Source organism: Paraburkholderia kururiensis JCM 10599 = LMG 19447 (assembly GCF_003986935.1).
Taxonomy (GTDB): domain Bacteria; phylum Pseudomonadota; class Gammaproteobacteria; order Burkholderiales; family Burkholderiaceae; genus Paraburkholderia; species Paraburkholderia kururiensis.
This window is the reverse complement of record NZ_RJZE01000020.1, coordinates 24,913-43,081: the sequence shown is the minus strand read 5'-3', so window position 1 is coordinate 43,081 and position 18,169 is coordinate 24,913. Positions and strand designations below refer to the sequence as shown.

The following is an 18,169-nucleotide window of genomic DNA, read 5'->3' as shown; positions in this document are numbered from 1 at the left end:
TACACCTTTGCGCGGCGACGGCTTCGAGATGCGCGGCGTGACTGTAGCGCGTATTGATGGCGTTAAGCGTAGTTTTGAGGGGCGGCCGCGGCAAGGGGTATGATCCGTCGGTTTACCAAGCGTTACAGTTAGCGTTCCGTAAGTCGAAATACCCGAAATAGCGGGGTTTCGTCGCTATTTAAGCCCTTTACGGGAAGCGAAAAAACAGCAACCATGACGCTTGACCGGCCACGCGGATCGCGCAGGCAAGGCAGCCGGGTGCGCGCGCAACGTTCTGCGAGGCGGCGTTTTTTGTCACCACATTGACCGGCGTTTCATACGCGTGAAGCCGGCATCGAGAACGGGGAAACATCATGCAAGTCGGTTCTATTGTCCGCTCCGTCCATATCGCCGTGCCAGCAGGTGCGCGCGGCATCGTCATGCGCATTCTCGGCGACATGGCCATGGTGACCTGGTACGCCGGCGAGCCCGGCGCGTCGCTGCAACTCAACACCGAGCCGTTCTTTCTGGAAGACCTGATCGATACGGGCGAATTCGTGCGTCCCACGGGCGTGCAGGTGCACTGAGCGAAGCGCTTATCCCTGCTCGCCGCGCGCACACGCGGCACCTGCCTTTCGTCGCCCGCCTGCGTGCACTCAGGTGCACAATGCGGGGATGAACGACGACATCTTCTCCCCGAACGAGGGCGCGAGCGACGAGGCGCCCTACGCCCGGCTCACGCCCGAATGCGTGCTCGACGCGCTGGACGGCGTGCTCTCCACCGTCGGCCTGCGCACCGATGGCCGCATGCTGGCGCTCAACAGCTACGAGAACCGCGTCTATCAGATTGGCGTGGAAGACGGCCCGCCCGTCATCGCGAAGTTCTATCGTCCGAATCGTTGGTCCGACGAAGCGATACTCGAAGAACACGCGTTTGTGGCCGAACTCGCAGATCGCGAAATTCCCGCCGTGCCCGCGCGTTCCTTCAGCGGACGCACGCTGCACACCTTCGACGGTTTCCGCTTCGCTGTATTCGAACGTCGCGGCGGCCGCGCGCCGGATCTCGACCGACGCGAAACGCTCGAATGGCTGGGCCGTTTCATCGGACGCATTCACGCCGTGGGCGGCACGCAGGAATACCGGGCGCGTCCGTCGCTGGATATTCAGACGTATGGCTACGACTCGCGCGACTTCCTCGTTTCACACGGCTTCATACCCGCAAACGTGCGCGACGCGTGGGACGCGGCAGTCGCGCTCGCGCTCGAGGGCGTGGAGCACGCGTTCGAGCGCGCCGGCGCATACCGGCGCATCCGGCTGCACGGCGACTGCCATCCGAGCAACGTGCTGTGGACCGACGACGGTCCGCATTTCGTGGACTTCGACGACAGCCGCATGGGCCCCGCCGTCCAGGACCTGTGGATGCTGTTGCCAGGCGATCGCAGCGGCGCCTCGGGTGCGCTCACGGATCTCCTCGCGGGCTACGAAGACTTCTGCGAGTTCGATCAGCGCGAGCTGCATCTGATCGAAGCGCTGCGCACGCTGCGGCTGATTCACTACTCCGCGTGGCTCGCACGGCGCTGGCACGATCCGGCGTTCCCCGCAGCATTCCCGTGGTTCAACACGCAGCGCTACTGGGAAGAGCGCATCCTCGAAATGCGCGAACAGATTGGCGCGATGCAGGAAGGGCCGCTCTGGCCGGTCTGAGGCCTCTGAAATTCGCGCTTCATCCCGCTGTCCCGCTGTCTATTTCACCTCGCACGCCGCCTCGCATTCCAGCCGCGGCGTGCCGTCATTCGCGCAATCCGCCGACACGTAACGAGCCGAAACACCCGCCGGTTGAGAAATCGGTTGGCCCGTGTAATGATAGCGATTCTCAATTGAAAGGCGCCGCCAGCCTTCGTCACATCTCTCCTCTGTGACCGCCAGCCAGCCTGCAACCGACGACCGACGGCCGTTCCCGTCGGCCGTGCCGGTGGCTGCGCGACTGGGTCCTTGATCCGCCGTGCCGTCCGGTACGGTGGCTTCCCGTCTCGAACCCTCGTCTGCGGCTCCATGCCGCGAGAAACGCGTGGGCGGTCGCCACTATTCTTTGAATCCCGTTGTGCCTGCGCATGGAGCTTGATTTGAACGCGCCTGAATCTATCGATGTCCTCTCTCCCACGCTGGCCCCGCCGATCACGGCCAAACCGGCCGCCGCCGCAACGCTGCAGAGCACGAGCGGCCTCACACGCATCGGCGACGTTGAAGAGGTGGTGCGCCGCCAGCGTTCGCGGCGCGCGAACTTCATCAAATGGCTGCGCAACGTGCACGGCTGGATCGGACTGTGGGGCGCCGTGATCGGACTGATGTTCGGCGTGACGGGCTTTCTGCTCAACCATCGCGGCGGCCCGCTGAAGATATCGACGGGCGAGCCGAGCGTCGAGCAGGTGCAGGTCGCGCTGCCCGACACGCCGCCTCGCTCGCCGCAGGAAATGATGCGCTGGCTTCAGCGCGAACTGAAGATCGAGGGCAAGCCTGGCCGCGTTCGTCGCGAGCCCGCCCACCCTGTGGCCTGGGGCGGTCAGCGGACCGTGCAGCCGGAGTTCTGGCAAATGACCCTCGCGGCACCCGGCCACAGCGTGCAGGCCGAGTACTGGGTGGGCAACGGCTACGTCTCGGTGAAGAACACGAGCAACACGTTCTTCGCGACGCTCACGAACCTGCATCGCGGCGTGGGCGTCTCGATGGGCTGGGTGCTGCTCATGGACACCATCGCAGGTTCGCTGATCCTGCTCTCGCTCACGGGCGTGCTGCTCTGGACCGAACTGCACAAGAAACGCACCGTCGGCGTGGTGCTGGTGCTGGGTTCAGTGGCCGCGGCGCTCACGGCCGGATTGATGTGACGTGATGCGAGGCCGCGGCGCTACACCCTGCACGCCGCGCCCGCATTCGCGGCAATCTCGCGCGCAGCCTTCGCGCCTTCCACCTGCAACAGCGTAGGCAGCGAGACGCCGTTCTTCGCGGCTGTCACCTCGGCGAGAATCGACACCGCAATTTCCGGCGGCGTGCGGCTGCCGATGTAAATGCCCACCGGGCCATGCAGCCGCGCAAGCTGCGTTTCGCTCAGATCGAATTCTTTCAGGCGCTCACGCCGCGCCGCGTTGTTGCGGCGCGAGCCGAGCGCGCCGACGTAGAACGCCGGTGTCTTGAGCGCTTCCATTAACGCGAGGTCGTCCAGCTTCGGGTCGTGCGTGAGCGCAATCACCGCGCAGCGCTCGTCGAGCTTCATGTCGAGCACGGTGTCGTCGGGCATCGTGCGGACGATCTTCGTGCCCGGCACGTCCCACACGTCCGTGTATTCCTCGCGCGGGTCGCACACGGTCACCTGGTAGTCGAGGCCCACCGCGATCTGGCAGAGATAGCGCGAAAGTTGCCCCGCGCCGATCACGAGCATGCGGTAGCGCGGCCCGTGAATGGTGAGCAGGCGCGCGTCGTCGAAATCCACGCCGTCGGTGGCGAGTGCGGGGCCGAGCGTCGCCTTGCCCGTGGCCATATCGAGCGTGCGCGCCACGAGCCGCCCTTCCTCCACGGCCTGGCACAACTCGGCAATGCCGCTTGCTTTCGTGAGCGGCTCCAGCACGAGCTGGATCGTGCCGCCGCATGGCAGCCCGAAGCGATGCGCCTCTTCCGCGGTGATGCCGTACTTCACGCTCTCCGGATGCGTCTGTTCGATGCCGAGCTTGCGCACACGGTCGATCAAATCGTCTTCGATGCAGCCGCCCGACACCGAGCCCACCACGAGCCCGTCGTCGCGCACCGCGAGCATTGCGCCTTCGGGCCGCGGCGACGAGCCCCATGTTTTCACCACTGTGACGAGCAGCGCGCGATGTCCTTCTTCAAGCCAGCGTGCGCTGGATTTCAGGACCTCGAGATCCACGCTTTCCATGACTTTTTCCTCTTTGTTTCGCCGGTATCCGCTTCTGCTTGCGTCTGGGCGCCGGCCGCGCCTTCGAGCGATTCCGCCTCGGTTTCCGTGGCGCCGCTCGCGGTTTGCAGGGTGCCTTCCTGGTCGGCAGCGCCGTCCGTGACCTCGGACGCTGCCGGGCCGCCCACGTGTTCGCTGAAGCGCTTGAAGAACTCGCCCGCGATCTTGCGCGCCGCGCCGTCCACGAGCCGCGAGCCGATCTGCGCGAGCTTGCCGCCCACCTGCGCGTGCGCCGTGTATGAGAGCTTCGTCGCGGCGTCGCCCTCGGGTTCGAGCGTCACCTGCGCGCTGCCCTTGCCGAAGCCCGCCACGCCACCCTGACCTTCGAACACGATGGTGTAGGCACGCGGCGCGTCGATGTCGGTGAGCAGCATGCGTCCCTTGAAGTGCGCCTTCACGGGCCCGACGTGCGCCTGCATCGTGAGTGCGTACGCATTCTCGCCGTCGGGCTCGATGCTTTCGCAGCCCGGAATGGATTGGCGCAGGATGGCCGTGTCGTTGAGCGCTTCCCATGCGCGCTGCTGCGGTACCGGCAACGTGTAGCTTTCGGTCAGTTGCATTGCGTCGCTCCTCCGGTTGTTTTCGTGCGCGATGTCAGCGCCTGGGACCACGGTTCGCCGAGGCTGCGGGCAAACGCCTCAAGACTTTCGAGATTATGGATCGGATGGCAGGAATCGACATGGGGCGCGATCGCCTGCACGCCACGCGCCGTCGGCGAGAAATCGCGATAGCGCAGCAGCGGATTGAGCCACACCACGCGATGCGCGAAACGATGCAACCGCGCCATCTCGGCTTCGAGCACGTCGATGGCTTCGTAGTCGAGGCCGTCCGTGACGAGCAGCACCGTGGCCCGGCCCGCGAGCACGCGCCGGGCCCACCGTCGATTGAACTCCGCGAGCGCGGCGCCGATGCGCGTGCCGCCCGACCAGTCCGACACCTGCGCCGTGAGCGCGGCGATGGCCACGTCGGGATCGCGCTCGCGCAGCGCGCGCGTGGCGTGCGTGAGCCGCGTGCCGAACAGGAACACCTGAAGCCGCTCGCGCGACTGCAGAAGCGCGTGGCAGAAATAGAGCACCGCGCGCGAGTAGCTGCTCATCGAGCCGGAGATGTCGAGCAGCAACACGAGCGGCGGCTTGCGCTGCACGACGGCGCGGTACTTCCAGACCGTCCAGTCGCCGCCCGCGCGCACGGCGTGGCGGGCGCTCGCGCGCAGATCGGCGTGGCTGCCGCGCGACGCGGCCTTGAGCCGCCGCGTCGGCTCGGTGACAAGCGGCAGACGATGGCCGCGAATCAGATGCCGCAGCGCGCCCCATTCGTCGGCGGAGAGCGTGTCGAAATCGCGCTGGCGCAGACGTTCCTCGGCGCTGAACGTCACCTGTGCGTGCAGTTCGTGGCGCTCCTGCTCGCCAGGCGGCGGGTTCGCGCCCGCCGGCGGACGGCGTGCGGCGAGTGCGTCGGCGAGACGGTTGTTGCGCTTCGGCGGCGGCATGGCGCCTTGCACCTTCGGCAGCAGCAGCGCGCGCAGCTTGCCTTCCCAGTCGGGGTCGCGCCAGAAGAGATCGAACGCGGCGTCGAACAGTTCGCGTTCGTCGGGTGCCGAGACCAGCAGCGCCGCCAGCGCGGCACGCACGTCGTCGCGGCGGCCGATGTCGATCCAGCGCAGGGCATCGAGCGCGTCCACGGCGTGCGCCGGCGACATCGGCAGGCCCGCCGCACGCAGCACGCGCACGAAGTGCACGACGTTGCGCGCGATGGGTGTCATCGGCGACATCGGAGGCATCGCCGTCACGGGCTCATGGCGAGGCATTGCGCGATCTGCTGCGCGTCGAGCCGCGCGAGGTCGTCCTGATACTTGAGCAGCACGCCGAGCGTGTCCTGCACGGACTGCGGATCGAGCTCCGTCACGCTGAGCGCTGACAGCGCGCGACACCAGTCGATGGTCTCCGCGATGCCCGGTGCCTTGAAGAGGTCCATGCCGCGCAACTGGTGCACGAAATCGACGGCGCGGCGCTGCAAATCCGCCGACGTCTGCGGCGCACGCGCCGCCACGATGGCCAGTTCGCGCTCGCGGTCGGGGTAGCCGATCCATTGATAGAGACAGCGGCGCTTGAGCGCGTCGTGCACTTCTCGCGTGCGGTTCGACGTCATCACGACGAGCGGCGGCTGTTCCGCGCGCACGGTGCCGTACTCGGGAATGGACACCTGGAAGTCGGAGAGCAGTTCCAGCAGGAACGCCTCGAAGGGTTCGTCGGCGCGGTCGATTTCGTCGATGAGCAGCACGCGCCGCGCGCCCGGATGATGCTCGTCGGGCAGCAACGCTTGCAGCAGCGGGCGTTTGAGCAGGAATTCGCCGCGGTACAGCGTGTCGTTGTCGGGCCGCTCGCCCGCGGCTTCGGCGAGGCGCAGCGCCATGATCTGGCGCGGGTAGTCCCATTCGTAGAGCGCGCTCGCGGTGTCGAGCCCTTCGTAGCATTGCAGTCGCAAGAGCGTCGTGCCGAGCATGCCCGCCGCGGCCTTCGCGAGTTCCGTTTTGCCGACGCCCGGCTCGCCTTCGAGGAAGAGCGGCCGCTCCATGCGCAGCGCGAGATAGAGCGCGATGGCGAGTTCGCGGCTCGCCAGATAGCCTTGCGCCGCGAGCTGCGCGAGGGTGTCGTCGATTGAGGCGGGCTGCATGGTGCTCCTGGCGGGTGCTCGTTCGTTGCCGCTGCGGTTCCATACCGAACTCGCAGCGGCTCCACAGACGCGAGCGGCTACCCGTTGGCCTTCGCGACCGCGCGCGCGGCGAGCACCGGAATCAGATGCGCGCGGTACTCGGCGCTGCCGTGCAGGTCGTTGTTGAGGTCGTCGGCGGATACCGTCACGGCGCGTGCGGCTTCGGGCGTGAAGTTGGCGGCGAGCGCGGCTTCCAGGTCGGTGGCGCGGAACACCGAAGGCGCCGCGCCCGTCACCGCGACGCGCACCCCGCCCGCCGACTTCGCCACGAACACGCCCACCAGCGCGAAGTGCGACGCCGGGTTGAAGAACTTCTCGTAGGCGGCACGCTCGGGCACCGGAAATTCGACGGCGGTGATCAGCTCGTCGGTGTGGAGCGCGGTTTCGTACATGCCGAGGAAGAAGTCGTCCGCGGTGATGCGGCGGCGGTCCGTGACGACGGTTGCGCCGAGCGCGACGAGCCCGGCCGGATAGTCGGCTGCGGGATCGTTATTCGCAATCGATCCGCCGAGGGTGCCGAGCGCTCGCACCTGGCGGTCGCCGATGTTGCCCGCCAGGTCCGCGAGCGCTGGCAGCACGCGCCGTATCTCCGCATTCGCGGCGACGTCCGCGTGACACACGGCTGCGCCGACGGTCACGGTCTTCGCATCGGCGCGAAGCTCCTTGAGCGCCGGAATGCGCGTCACGTCGATGAGCGCCGCGGGCTGCGCGAGCCGCAGACGCATGGTGGGCAGCAGGCTCTGGCCGCCCGCGAGGAACTTCGCCTCGCTGTTGCCGGAGAGCGCGGCGACGGCGGCCTTCGCATCGGCGGCGCGCTGATAGTCGAACGAATACGAGTACATGTCGTCTTCTCCCTCAGCTGTGGGTCGCCGGACTTTGCGCCGCGCGGATCGCCGACCACACGCGGTGCGGCGTGGCGGGCATCTGGATGTCCTTCACGCCGAGCGGCGCGAGGGCGTCGACAATCGCGTTGATGATGGCCGGCGGCGAGCCGATGGCGCCCGCTTCGCCGCAGCCCTTCACGCCGAGCGGGTTGTGCGTGCACGGCGTGCCCTTGGCCGTTTCCACGTTGAACGAGGGCAGGTCGGAGGCGCGCGGCATCGCGTAGTCCATGTACGAGCCGGAAAGCAGCTGGCCGGTTTCGGTGTCGTAGACGCAGCGTTCCAGCAGCGCCTGGCCGATGCCCTGGCCCAGCCCGCCATGCACCTGGCCTTCGACGATCATCGGGTTGATGACGTTGCCGAAGTCGTCTACGGCCGTGAAGCGGTCGATGCGCGCCTCGCCCGTGTCCGGGTCCACTTCCAACTCGCAGACGTAGGCGCCCGAGGGATAGGTGAAGTTGGTCGGGTCGTAGAAGGCGCTTTCGTCGAGGCCCGGTTCCAGCGTTTCGAGCGGATAGTTGTGCGGCACGTAGGCGGCGAGCGAGATGTCGGTGAAGGTCTTCGTGCGGTCGGTGCCGCTCACGCGGAACACGCCGTCACGAAACTCGATGTCTTCCGCCGACGCTTCCAGCAGGTGCGCCGCGATCTTCTTCGCCTTCGCCTCGATCTTGTCGAGCGCCTTCATGATGGCCGAGCCGCCCACCGCGATGGAGCGCGAGCCATACGTGCCCATGCCGAACGGAATGCGGCCGGTGTCGCCGTGCACGATATCGATGTTGTCGATGGGCACGCCGAGGCGGTCGGAGACCACCTGCGCGAAGGTCGTTTCGTGACCCTGGCCGTGGCTGTGCGAGCCGGTGAACACGGTGACGGAGCCGGTGGGATGCACGCGGATTTCGCCCGCCTCGAAGAGACCGGCGCGTGCACCGAGCGCGCCCGCGATGTTCGATGGCGCGAGCCCGCAGGCCTCGATGTAGCACGAGTAGCCGAGCCCGCGCAGCTTGCCGCTCTGCTTCGACGCGTCGCGGCGGGCCGCGAAGCCTGCGACGTCCGCGAGTTCGAGCGCGCGGCCAAGGCACGCTTCGTAGTCGCCGGTGTCGTAGGTGAGCCCGACGGGCGTGGCGTACGGGAACGCGCGGATGAAGTTGCGGCGGCGCAGTTCGGCCGGATCGATCTTCATCTCGTGCGCAGCGGTTTCGACGAGACGCTCCACCACGTAGGTCGCTTCGGGGCGGCCGGCGCCGCGATAGGCGTCCACGGGCACGGTGTTCGTGAACACCGCTTTCACTTCGGCATAGATGGCGGGCGTGGTGTACTGGCCCGCCAGCAGCGTGGCGTAGAGGATGGTCGGCACGCTGGAGGCGAACGTCGAAAGGTACGCGCCCATGTTCGCCGTGGTGTGCACGCGCATGGCGAGGAACTTGCCGTTGGCGTCCAGCGCGAGTTCGGCCTTCGTCACGTGGTCGCGACCGTGGGCGTCGGAGATGAAGGACTCGGAGCGCTCGGCCGTCCACTTCACGGGCCGGCGAATTTTCTTCGAGGCCCAGGTGAGCGCCACGTCCTCGGCGTAGAGAAAGATCTTCGAGCCGAAGCCGCCGCCTACGTCGGGCGCCACCACGCGCACCTTCGATTCGGGCAGCGAGAGCACGAACGCCGCCATCAGCAGGCGCTCGACGTGCGGATTCTGGTTCGCCACGTAGACCGTGTAGCTGTCGTCCTGCGGCGAATAGCTCGCGTTGACGGCGCGCGGCTCGATGGCGTTCGGGATCAGCCGGTTATTGACGATTTCCAGCGTGGTGACGTGCGCGGCGCCGGCGAACGCGGCATCCGTCGCGGCCTTGTCGCCGTGGCCCCACGTGTAGCAGGTGTTGTCGGGCACGTCGTCGTGCACGAGCGGCTGGCCCGGGTCCGCCGCATGGGCCGTGTCGATCACGGCGGGCAGCATGTCGTACTCGACCTCGATGGTCTCGGCGGCGTCCTTCGCTTCTTTCACCGATTCCGCGATCACGAGCGCGACCTGGTCGCCGACGTGCCGCGCCTTCGTATGCGCGATCACGGGATGCGGCGGCTCGTGCATGGGCGAGCCGTCGATGCTGTGAATCAGCCAGCCGCACGGCAGGCCGCCCACGTTTTCCGCGGCGAGGTCCGCGCCGGTGAATACGGCGATCACGCCGGGCATGCTCTTCGCGGCGTCCGTGTTCACGCTCTGGATCGTGGCGTGCGCGTAAGGCGAGCGCACGAATACGGCGTATGCCTGCTGCGGCAGCACGATGTCGTCGGTGTACTGGCCGCTGCCGGTGAGGAAGCGATAGTCTTCCTTGCGCTTCACGGAGGCGCCGATCATCCGTTGCTGTTCGGGTGCGTTCATGGCGGGCTCCTTCACGCGCGCGGCGCATCCGCCTTCATGGCGGCGGCACCTTCCAGCACGGCTTTCACGATGTTGTGATAACCCGTGCAGCGGCACAGGTTGCCGTCCAGCTGACGGCGCACATCGGCTTCGGTGAGATCGGGATTCTGGGCAACCAGGGCCGCCGCGCTCATCACCATGCCCGGTGTGCAGAACCCGCACTGCAGGCCATGGCATTCGCGAAACGCGGCCTGCATGGGATGCAGCGTGCCGTTGGCGGCGAGCCCTTCGATGGTGGTGATGTCGGCGCCTTCGGCCTGCACGGCGAGCATGTTGCACGCCTTCACGGCGCGGCCGTTCAGATGGACGGTGCAGGCGCCGCATTGAGCGGTGTCGCAGCCGATGTGGGTGCCGGTCAGGCGCAGCTTGTCGCGTAGAAACTGGACCAGCAGCGTGTGAGGCTCGACCTCGGCGGTCACGGGCGCGCCGTTGACCGTCAGGCGGATACTGATCGCCATCGCTTGTCTCCTATGGGGGTAGAGACCTGCCTGGGCCCGCATTCACCTTCACTGCCCTGCCATATCGCCCGGCTGCCGCTTGTGTGGCCTGCGGCACACCTGCATAGAGGGTCCGACTGGGGTCCGGCTGGTTTGTGCTTTTACGGTGTTGCTCGCGGTGTTGCCGCGGTGTTGCTACGGATATCGCCTTCAGTGCCGCCCGGGAAGTAAAGCACAAATTCGGCCTTTGTGCTGCGGGGGTTTTACCGCTTGAGCGGTGCGTGCAGCCGGGTTGCCGGCCGCACGAAGGCCGATGCATGCACATGCATGGATGCAAAAAAACGGCACATCCGTTGCGGGATGTGCCGTTGGGTGTGCCATTGGATGTGTGCGGCGGCAAAGGCTGGCCGCGCGGTATCGGAGTGCGTGGACAGCGCTGCGTGCGCCTCGCTCCGTGTGCTTCGGTCAGTGCGCTTCGGTGGTATGCGCAAGACGCGAGTGATGACGCGAATAGCCGAAGTACACCACCATCCCGATCACGAGCCACACGAGGAACGCGGTCCAGGTGACGGGCTGCAGATTCACCATCAGGAAGAGGCACGACGCCACCGCCAGCACCGGCACCACCGGCACGCCGGGGCAGCGGAAGGCGCGGGGCAGATCGGGGTGCGTCTTGCGCAGCACCAGCACGGCGATGGAGACCATCGAAAAAGCCGCGAGCGTGCCGATGTTGATCAGCTCGGCCAGCACGTTGAGCGGCACGAGCGCGCCAATCAGGCCAAAGAAGATGCCGACGAGCCACGTGGTGAGGAACGGCGTCGCAAAGCGCGGATGCACGCGCGAGAGTGCGGCGGGCAGCAGGCCGTCGCGCGACATGGCGAAGATGACGCGGGTCTGGCCGTAACTCATCACGAGAATCACGGTGAGCATGCCGAGCACGGCGCCGAGATCGATGAAGCCCGCTACCCAGGTCTCACCGACCACCTGCAGCGCGTACGAAACCGGGTGCGAAATGTCGGCGAACTTCGCAGACGGCACGATGCCCGTTACGACCGCCGCCACCGCCACGTAGAGCACGGCGCAGACGGCGAGCGACGAGATGATGCCCACGGGCAGGTCGCGCTTCGGGTTCTTCACTTCCTCGGCCGCGGACGAGACGGAATCGAAGCCGATGAACGCGAAGAACATGACGGCCGCGGCACCGAACACGCCGTGCCAGCCGTTCGGCATGAACGGCGTCCAGTTGGCCGGCGTGACGTGGAACACGCCGACCGCGATGACGAGCAGCACGACGGTCACCTTGATCGCCACCATGATGTTGTTGATGCGCGTGGATTCGCGCACGCCTACAGAGAGCAGCGCGGTGATCGCCATCATCACGAGGAACGCGGGCAGGTTGAAGAGCGTGGTGACGCCCTTTACCGCGCCGGGCGCGGCGGTGAGCGCCGTGGGCAGCGCAATGCCGAAGCCTGAAAGCAGCGATTGCAGATAGCCGGACCAGCCCACCGAGACCGCCGAGGTCGCGAGCCCGTACTCGAGCATCAGGTCCCAGCCGATCACCCAGGCCGCAAGCTCGCCGAGCGTCGCGTACGAATAGGTGTAGATGGAGCCGGCGACGGGAATCGTGGATGCGAACTCGGCGTAGGCGAGCGCGGCGAAGCAGCAGGCAATGGCGGCGATCACGAAGGAGACCATCAGTGCGGGGCCGGCCTGGACCGCGCCGGTGCCGGTCAGCACGAAGATGCCCGTGCCGATGATGGCGCCGATGCCGAGAAACGTGAGGTCAAGGGCGCCGAGGGCCTTCTTGAGACCGGCGCCTTGCGCGCTGGCCAACATGTGTTCGACGTTTTTCCTGCGAAAGAGGGACATTGTCCGGGGGCTCCTGTGATGCCTGCCATGCCTCCCGCGCCGTCCAGCGTCCGGTGCGGAAGTACGCCAATAGTGCGTTTCCGGATGAGCGGAAACGACGGTGAAACCTTAAGGGGAAACTAAGGGGAAACCCGCAATTTTAGCCGATGTGAAAAGGCCGCCTTATCGGGCGCGGCGCCCGGGCCGGATGGGATCGAGTGAAAGTTGCCCCATGTTGGGGCGGCGAGAGCGCGAAGTCCGCGTCGCGGCAGGCGGGCGGAGCGGGCTTTTGCTTATTGGGGCAAATTGCCGCAATGAAGGCGCGGCGGCATGAGAAATCGGTCCCGCAGCCTCAGCCCGTCATTGCCGGGTTCAGGTCGATGAGGCGGTTGCTCATCACGTAGAACGTGAGTTCGGCGTTGTTGCTGAGCTTCATCTTTTCCAGCAGCCGCGTGCGGTAGACGCTCACCGTCTTGACCGACAGCGACAGGGCTTCGGCAATGTCCGTGAGGCGCTTGCCCGAAGCCAGCATGCAGAGCGTCTGGTACTCGCGGTCCGAGAGCTTTTCGTGCGGAAGCTGCTCGCCGTCGAACGAGACGTAGTCTGCCAGCGCTTCGGCCATCGCCGGGCTCACGTACTTGCGGCCCGCGGCGACCTGCTGGATGGCCGAGATCATCTGCGCGGCATCCACGGTCTTGGAGAGATAGCCCGCCGCGCCCGCCTTGAGCGCACGCACGGCGTACTGGTCTTCGCGATACATCGAGAACATCAGTACCGGCATGCGCGGCGCCTTGCGCTTGATCCGCTTCAGCACCTCGACGCCGTTTGTGTCGGGCAGGGAAATGTCGAGCAGGATCACGTCGTAGACCTGCTTGCCGATGGCGGCGAGCGCGTTCGCACCGGTTTCGGCCTCGGACACTTCGCGCGCCACGCGGCGGTCCAGCAGCAACTGGCGTACGCCTTGGCGCACCACGGCGTGATCGTCCACGAGCAGGATGCGCAGGCTCATGGCAGGACCTTCGCTCGCCGAACGGGCTGAACCGCTTGGGCTGATTGAGCCGATTGAGCCGCTTGAGCTGATTGAACCGCTTGAGCCGGTTCAACCGATTGATGGGCGCCGGCTTGCGCGGGGACAGCGCCCATCAATGCGTCCCAGGCGAAGCGGGCACGCAGGCGGGTGCCGTGCTTCGTGCGGCCGACGCTGGCATTGACGCCGGCGCTGGCGTCGGTGCGAGGGCGTTTCGCGACGATCTGCAACTTGCCGCCGAAGGCTTCGCAGCGCACCCGCATGCCGCCGACGCCGAAATGGCCGTCGAGCCCCGCGTCGTCGTCACGGTCGGCCGCCGAGCGGCAGCGCCGGGCGGCTCGTGGGGAGAGGCCGACGCCATCGTCGCTGACGATCAGCGTGAGATAGCGGCGGCTGGTTTCGATCTGGACGTCGGCGCCGGTGGCGTGCGCGTGGCGCGCCACGTTAGTGAGCGCTTCCTGTGCGACCCGGAAGACGGCCAGCGCAGAGGCAGGCGGAAGACGCGTGAGGCGCACGTCGGCGGCGCAGACGAAGCTGGTGCGAAGGCCGGTGCGCTGGGCGAAGCCGCCCGTCCATTGAGACAGTGCGCGCACGATGCCGGCGTCCAGCTGCGGCGCGTGAAGGCCCGCGAGCGCCTGCCGTACGGCATCGCCCGTTGCGTCAAGCGACCGGCGCACGAGGGCGAGCGCTTCCAGCGCGGCTTGCGGCACGTCGTTGGGAAGGCGGGTTTCGAGACTGGCGAGGGCGAAATGGGTGGCCGTGAGTTCGGCACCCACACTGTCGTGCAGTTCGCGGGCGAGCTGGCGGCGCGTGGCTTCGCCCACGGTAGCCAGTTCGGCCGCGAGTGCGTTCACGCGGGCCCGCAGGCGGGCGAGTTCGGACGCGCTACTGGGCTGTAGCGGCGCGGAGGCGGCCACGGACACGGCGAGCGAAGGCGGATCGGTCCGGGCGGGCGTACGTGTGTCTGCCGCCAGCGTGCCGCGCGCCGCACGCCTTGGGCGGGCGGACACGCTGCCGCTGATCGGTATGACGGTCGACGTATCCATGACTCTCCCTTGAGGAAGCGGTTCAGCCAGACGGTTTGCGTCGATTGACGAAGGCGCCGGAATGCATGTCGCGCTACGGCGCGGAACCAGAAAATTACCACGGCCGGGCGTAACGAAATTTACATTCAGTAACAACGCGGCGTGCAGTTCGGACGACCCCCGGGCACGCCCTGGCTGCGCCGCGATGATAGCTTAAAAAAATGTAAAAAGCAGTCCAGACAAGGCTTGGCGAGCGGTTTTTATACGACAGTCTGAGGTACGTCGACCCAATCCTTGTAGGAAGAATGCCGACATGAAAGGTAAAGGACAGGTGAGGAATTTGTAACGGCCAGACGCCCTGAGGGTGCGGCTATGTCGTGTCGACTCGCGTTTCTTCCAGACGAAAAAAAACCGGAGCCCAAGGCTCCGGTTTCGAGCACCCGCCGCTATCGAGGGGCAAGGCGTCATCTATTTGCATACCGCAGGAAGCGGCTCAGCCCACGAACGCTTTTTCCACCACGTAGTGGCCCGGGTCGTTGTTGCTGCCTTCCTTGAAGCCGAGGCCATCCAGCAGCTCGCGCGTGTCGCGCAGCATGTGCGGGCTGCCGCACAGCATGACGCGGTCGTTTTCCAGCGAAAACGACGGCACGTTCAGGTCTTCGAACAGCTTCTTCGTCTCGATGAGTTCGGTGATGCGGCCGCGGTTCTCGAACGTCTCGCGCGTGACCGTCGGGTAATAGACCAGCTTTTCGCGCACGACGTCGCCCAGGTACTCGTGGTTGCGCAGGTCTTCGGTGATGAATTCCTTGTACGCCAGTTCGTCCACGAAACGGCAGGTGTGCGTGAGCACCACCTTTTCGTAGCGGTCGTACACGTCAGGGTCTTTGATGATCGACATGAACGGCGCGAGCCCCGTGCCCGTGGAAAGCAGCCACAGCGTCTTGCCGGGCAGCAGGTTGTCGGCCATGAGCGTGCCGGTGGGCTTCTTGCCGATCAGCACCGAATCGCCCACCTTCAGGTGTTGCAGGCGCGAAGTGAGGGGGCCGTCCTGAACCTTGATGCTCAGGAATTCCAGGTGCTCTTCGTAGTTCGCGCTCGCCATGCTGTAGGCGCGGATCAGCGGCTTGCCATCGACTTCGAGGCCCACCATCGTGAACTGGCCGTTCTCGAAACGCAGGCCCGGGTCGCGCGTGCAGGTGAAGGTGAAGAGCGTGTCGGTCCAGTGATGGACGGAAAGAACGGTTTGCGTGGTCAGATTGCTCATGGTTCCAGGATGTGCAAAACAAGGGCCGCGGCGGCGGGCGCCAGCTGGCAGGCAAAGGCTGTGTGTGCTGCGCGAACCCGGTCCGGGAACGATGCGCAATCGGCTATTTTACCGCGCCTCGTGAGGGCGGGCGCCGCAGCGGCGGAACGCGGGACGGGTGTGGGGGTATGGCTCGCGCGCGGATGGTCGTGCGGCCCGGCAGACGATTTTCACGAAATGATACCAAACCGCTCCTGCGCCGCAGCATTGACCCTGCTGCGAGAGGAGGTGTTGGGATGTGCTCGCCAACGTGTTCAATGCCCTCAGCGGTTTGCGGCGAGCTTCACGCCCAGCCCGACGAGCGCGGCGCCGCACAGCGCATCCACGGGGCGGCGCAGGCGCCGGTAGCCGCGCTGCGTGCGCTCGGCTGCGAACATGAAGGCCACGCTGCTATACCAGCCGGCCGAGAGCGCCGAAATCAGCACGAGCACCACGCCGTAGAACCACAGCGGCGGATGCGGCGGGAACATCGCTGCAAATACGCTTGTCCAGAAGACGCACGACTTGGGGTTCGTCAGGCACGTAACGAGGCCGGTGCGCCAGGCGCGGAAATACGCGCGACGATTGGCCGCGGGCGGTATCTCGGTGGACGGCATGGTCTGCACGTCATCGTCGCGCCGCGCGCCGGAGCGAACCAGCTTGATGCCGAAGTAGACGAGATACAGCGCCCCGGCGATGCGGATGCCCCCATAAAGCCAGTCGATCTTTTGCAGCACCGCGGCTACGCCGAGCATGGCGAGCGCCGCCCAGATCGTGGAGGCCGTGCCCACACCCAGCGCCGATGCGGCGCCCAGGCCCCGCCGTCCGGCAAGCGAGAGCTGCGTGATCATGAAGAAGTTCGGGCCGGGGCTTGCCGCGGCGAACAGATAGACGACGGCGATTTGCAGCAGGATCGGCAGGTAGTGCATGGCGTGACCGGTGGACGCAGAACCAGAGCGACTAGGGCGAAGCGCCGATTCTAGCGCCCTGCTGCGCTCAGTCCAGCCGCAGTTTCGCGATGTACGGCAGATGATCGGAAAGCCACGACGTTTCAGCGGCGGGCTGGATCAGCTCGACCGGCTTCAAGCCGCGCACGAACATCTTGTCGAGCGCGAGCGCCGGTGAGAACGCCGGGAACGTGCGCGCCGGCTCGCCGAGCAGCGTTGCGACTTCGGAGAGGCCATGATCGGCGAAGAGCGGCACCGAGTCGTTGCGCCAGTCGTTGAAGTCGCCGGCCAGCACGAGCGGTCCTTCGGGCGCTTCGCGTGCGATCCAGTGGGCGATCCAGTGCATCTGGCGCAGCCGGGCCTGGCGCGTGAGCGCAAGGTGCGCGCACAGCAGCGTGACCGAGTGCCCGCCAAAGGTGGCTCGCGCGACCAGCAGCCCGCGCCGCTCGAAACGGTGGGCGGAGATGTCCCAGCGTCCGCCGGGGTCGAGCGGATGCGGCGAGAGAATTGCGTTGCCGTGCCGCCATGACGGTTTGAAGACGTTGGGCCCCAGCGCGATTTCGAGATCGAGCGCTTGCGCGAGTTCGGTGGCCTGGCAATGCCAGACGTCGTCGGCGGCGTCCGCCATGCGTTCGCCGAATCCCGCCGAAAGCACCGGCTGCGGCATGCGCCGCGCCATGGCTTCCTGGAGAAAGTAGGCGTCCGCATGAACGGACTGCACCCAGCGCTGCATCGCCTGCCACGCCGTGAAGCCGAGCGGCGAGCGGCCCTTGTGCAGGTTCCAGCTCACCGCGACGAAGTCCTTGCCTTGAGCCGCGCCGGGCAGGTGTTCGGGGTTTCGCATGCCGATGGTGTCCGTGTGGTTCGTTGTTGCTCTCACGGCTGGTTCACGAGGCTTGCCCGCACGCGGTATTCGAGCGCCGGGTCTTTCGGAAGGATCTGCCAGGTCGCCCATTGTCCGACCGGCACGCGCAGGCCCGGATGACTCGCCGCCACCTGGCGCGGCTGCGGCGGCAGCGCGCACCCTTCGGCCGTGCGTTGAGGGGTGTCTTCCTCGAGCACTTCCTGGGCGTCGATGGCGAGCGTCACTTCGTTCGCATTCGCGTCGACGGGCGAGACCGTGAGCGTGCGGGCGAGGTCGATGCTGCCTGCCGGCTGTTGCTTGCAGCCGACGTCATGGGTAACCACGTGATGATGCGTGTCGGTGCGCGCCTGGCCCACCGTCGTAGTGGCCTGGAAGGTGTCGATCTGCTGGCCGTCGCGCACGACCTGCAACTCCCATTGCACGGCCTGCTGCGCATCCGCGAGCAGCGGGGCGCCCAGTAAGGCGCCAAGCAGCAGGGCGGCGACGCTCGTTTTCCACATGATTCTTCTGGCTCCGTGCGCGGACCTGCGCGTTCGTCGCAGACGTTTTATACGTCTGGCTGTTCCGCCAATCCGCCTCCATTCGCAATCAACCATCTTACGCCCGATCCGCGCAGCGCCCCACGAGGCCGCCCGCAGGCGGCTGCGGCTGAATGCCGTGCGAGCGAGACGAACCGATCGAGCATAGGACCCTGGTGTGACAGCGCATCGGCTGAATGGGTTCAGCAACACACCATTGCCCGCAGCGCGTACGCAATCCGCGGACCCTGTTAGCAGCACAGCCGCGCGGCTGCTG

The 18,169-nt window shown here is 66.6% G+C and carries 17 protein-coding genes; 3 read left to right on the top strand and 14 right to left on the bottom strand.

Annotated elements, in window-relative coordinates; translation table 11 throughout:
* The first annotated feature begins 353 nt into the window (after positions 1-353).
* From PKKP23_RS23080 to PKKP23_RS23070, 3 genes are all read left to right on the top strand, one after another.
* Positions 354-566, top strand: coding sequence for a hypothetical protein (locus PKKP23_RS23080; protein ID WP_017772415.1), 213 nt, complete (start codon positions 354-356; stop codon positions 564-566).
* 88 nt (positions 567-654) lie between these two features.
* Positions 655-1,683 (top strand): serine/threonine protein kinase, encoded by a 1,029-nt coding sequence (locus PKKP23_RS23075; protein ID WP_126878572.1) that lies wholly within the window; start codon positions 655-657, stop codon positions 1,681-1,683.
* Between the two features lie 419 nt (positions 1,684-2,102).
* Positions 2,103-2,861 (top strand): PepSY-associated TM helix domain-containing protein, encoded by a 759-nt coding sequence (locus PKKP23_RS23070; RefSeq protein ID WP_126878571.1) that lies wholly within the window; start codon positions 2,103-2,105, stop codon positions 2,859-2,861.
* A 20-nt stretch (positions 2,862-2,881) separates the two neighbouring features.
* On the opposite strand, the gene PKKP23_RS23065 is transcribed toward PKKP23_RS23070, so the two are convergent.
* From PKKP23_RS23065 to PKKP23_RS23000, 14 genes are all read right to left on the bottom strand, one after another.
* A complete protein-coding gene (locus PKKP23_RS23065) occupies positions 2,882-3,904 on the bottom strand; it encodes an XdhC family protein (protein ID WP_126878570.1) in 1,023 nt (340 codons plus the stop codon).
* Positions 3,877-4,503, bottom strand: a complete 627-nt coding sequence (locus PKKP23_RS23060; protein ID WP_017772419.1) for an SRPBCC family protein — start codon at positions 4,501-4,503, stop codon at positions 3,877-3,879. The genes PKKP23_RS23065 and PKKP23_RS23060 overlap by 28 nt, the downstream gene beginning before the upstream one ends.
* On the bottom strand, positions 4,494-5,723 hold the full coding sequence (locus PKKP23_RS23055; protein WP_420873246.1) for a vWA domain-containing protein: 1,230 nt from the start codon (positions 5,721-5,723) through the stop codon (positions 4,494-4,496). The genes PKKP23_RS23060 and PKKP23_RS23055 overlap by 10 nt, the downstream gene beginning before the upstream one ends.
* A gap of 5 nt (positions 5,724-5,728) precedes the next feature.
* Positions 5,729-6,616: an AAA family ATPase gene (locus tag PKKP23_RS23050; protein WP_126878568.1), complete on the bottom strand. Its 888-nt coding sequence runs from the start codon at positions 6,614-6,616 to the stop codon at positions 5,729-5,731.
* A 77-nt stretch (positions 6,617-6,693) separates the two neighbouring features.
* Complete coding sequence (locus PKKP23_RS23045) at positions 6,694-7,497, bottom strand: FAD binding domain-containing protein (protein WP_126878567.1); 804 nt, start codon at positions 7,495-7,497, stop codon at positions 6,694-6,696.
* Positions 7,498-7,510: 13 nt separating this feature from the next.
* Positions 7,511-9,904 carry a xanthine dehydrogenase family protein molybdopterin-binding subunit gene (locus tag PKKP23_RS23040; RefSeq protein WP_126878566.1) on the bottom strand — a complete coding sequence of 798 codons (2,394 nt, stop codon included), beginning with the start codon at positions 9,902-9,904 and terminating at the stop codon, positions 7,511-7,513.
* Between the two features lie 11 nt (positions 9,905-9,915).
* Complete coding sequence (locus tag PKKP23_RS23035; RefSeq protein ID WP_017772424.1) at positions 9,916-10,401, bottom strand: (2Fe-2S)-binding protein; 486 nt, start codon at positions 10,399-10,401, stop codon at positions 9,916-9,918.
* A 444-nt stretch (positions 10,402-10,845) separates the two neighbouring features.
* Positions 10,846-12,249 (bottom strand): branched-chain amino acid transporter BcaP, encoded by a 1,404-nt coding sequence (locus PKKP23_RS23030; protein WP_026120965.1) that lies wholly within the window; start codon positions 12,247-12,249, stop codon positions 10,846-10,848.
* Positions 12,250-12,580: 331 nt separating this feature from the next.
* Positions 12,581-13,237, bottom strand: a complete 657-nt coding sequence (gene rqpR / locus PKKP23_RS23025) for a response regulator transcription factor RqpR (protein ID WP_126878565.1) — start codon at positions 13,235-13,237, stop codon at positions 12,581-12,583.
* Positions 13,234-14,301, bottom strand: a complete 1,068-nt coding sequence (locus PKKP23_RS23020; protein ID WP_126878564.1) for a sensor histidine kinase — start codon at positions 14,299-14,301, stop codon at positions 13,234-13,236. The genes rqpR and PKKP23_RS23020 overlap by 4 nt, the downstream gene beginning before the upstream one ends.
* Positions 14,302-14,773: 472 nt before the next feature.
* Entirely contained in the window at positions 14,774-15,544 is a 771-nt protein-coding gene (locus tag PKKP23_RS23015) for a ferredoxin--NADP reductase (RefSeq protein WP_017772428.1), read from the bottom strand.
* Between the two features lie 302 nt (positions 15,545-15,846).
* On the bottom strand, positions 15,847-16,491 hold the full coding sequence (locus PKKP23_RS23010) for a LysE family translocator (protein WP_126878563.1): 645 nt from the start codon (positions 16,489-16,491) through the stop codon (positions 15,847-15,849).
* Positions 16,492-16,558: 67 nt separating this feature from the next.
* Positions 16,559-17,353, bottom strand: a complete 795-nt coding sequence (locus PKKP23_RS23005; RefSeq protein ID WP_017772430.1) for an endonuclease/exonuclease/phosphatase family protein — start codon at positions 17,351-17,353, stop codon at positions 16,559-16,561.
* 32 nt (positions 17,354-17,385) lie between these two features.
* A complete protein-coding gene (locus PKKP23_RS23000) occupies positions 17,386-17,874 on the bottom strand; it encodes a hypothetical protein (RefSeq protein WP_126878562.1) in 489 nt (162 codons plus the stop codon).
* Positions 17,875-18,169 lie beyond the last annotated feature (295 nt).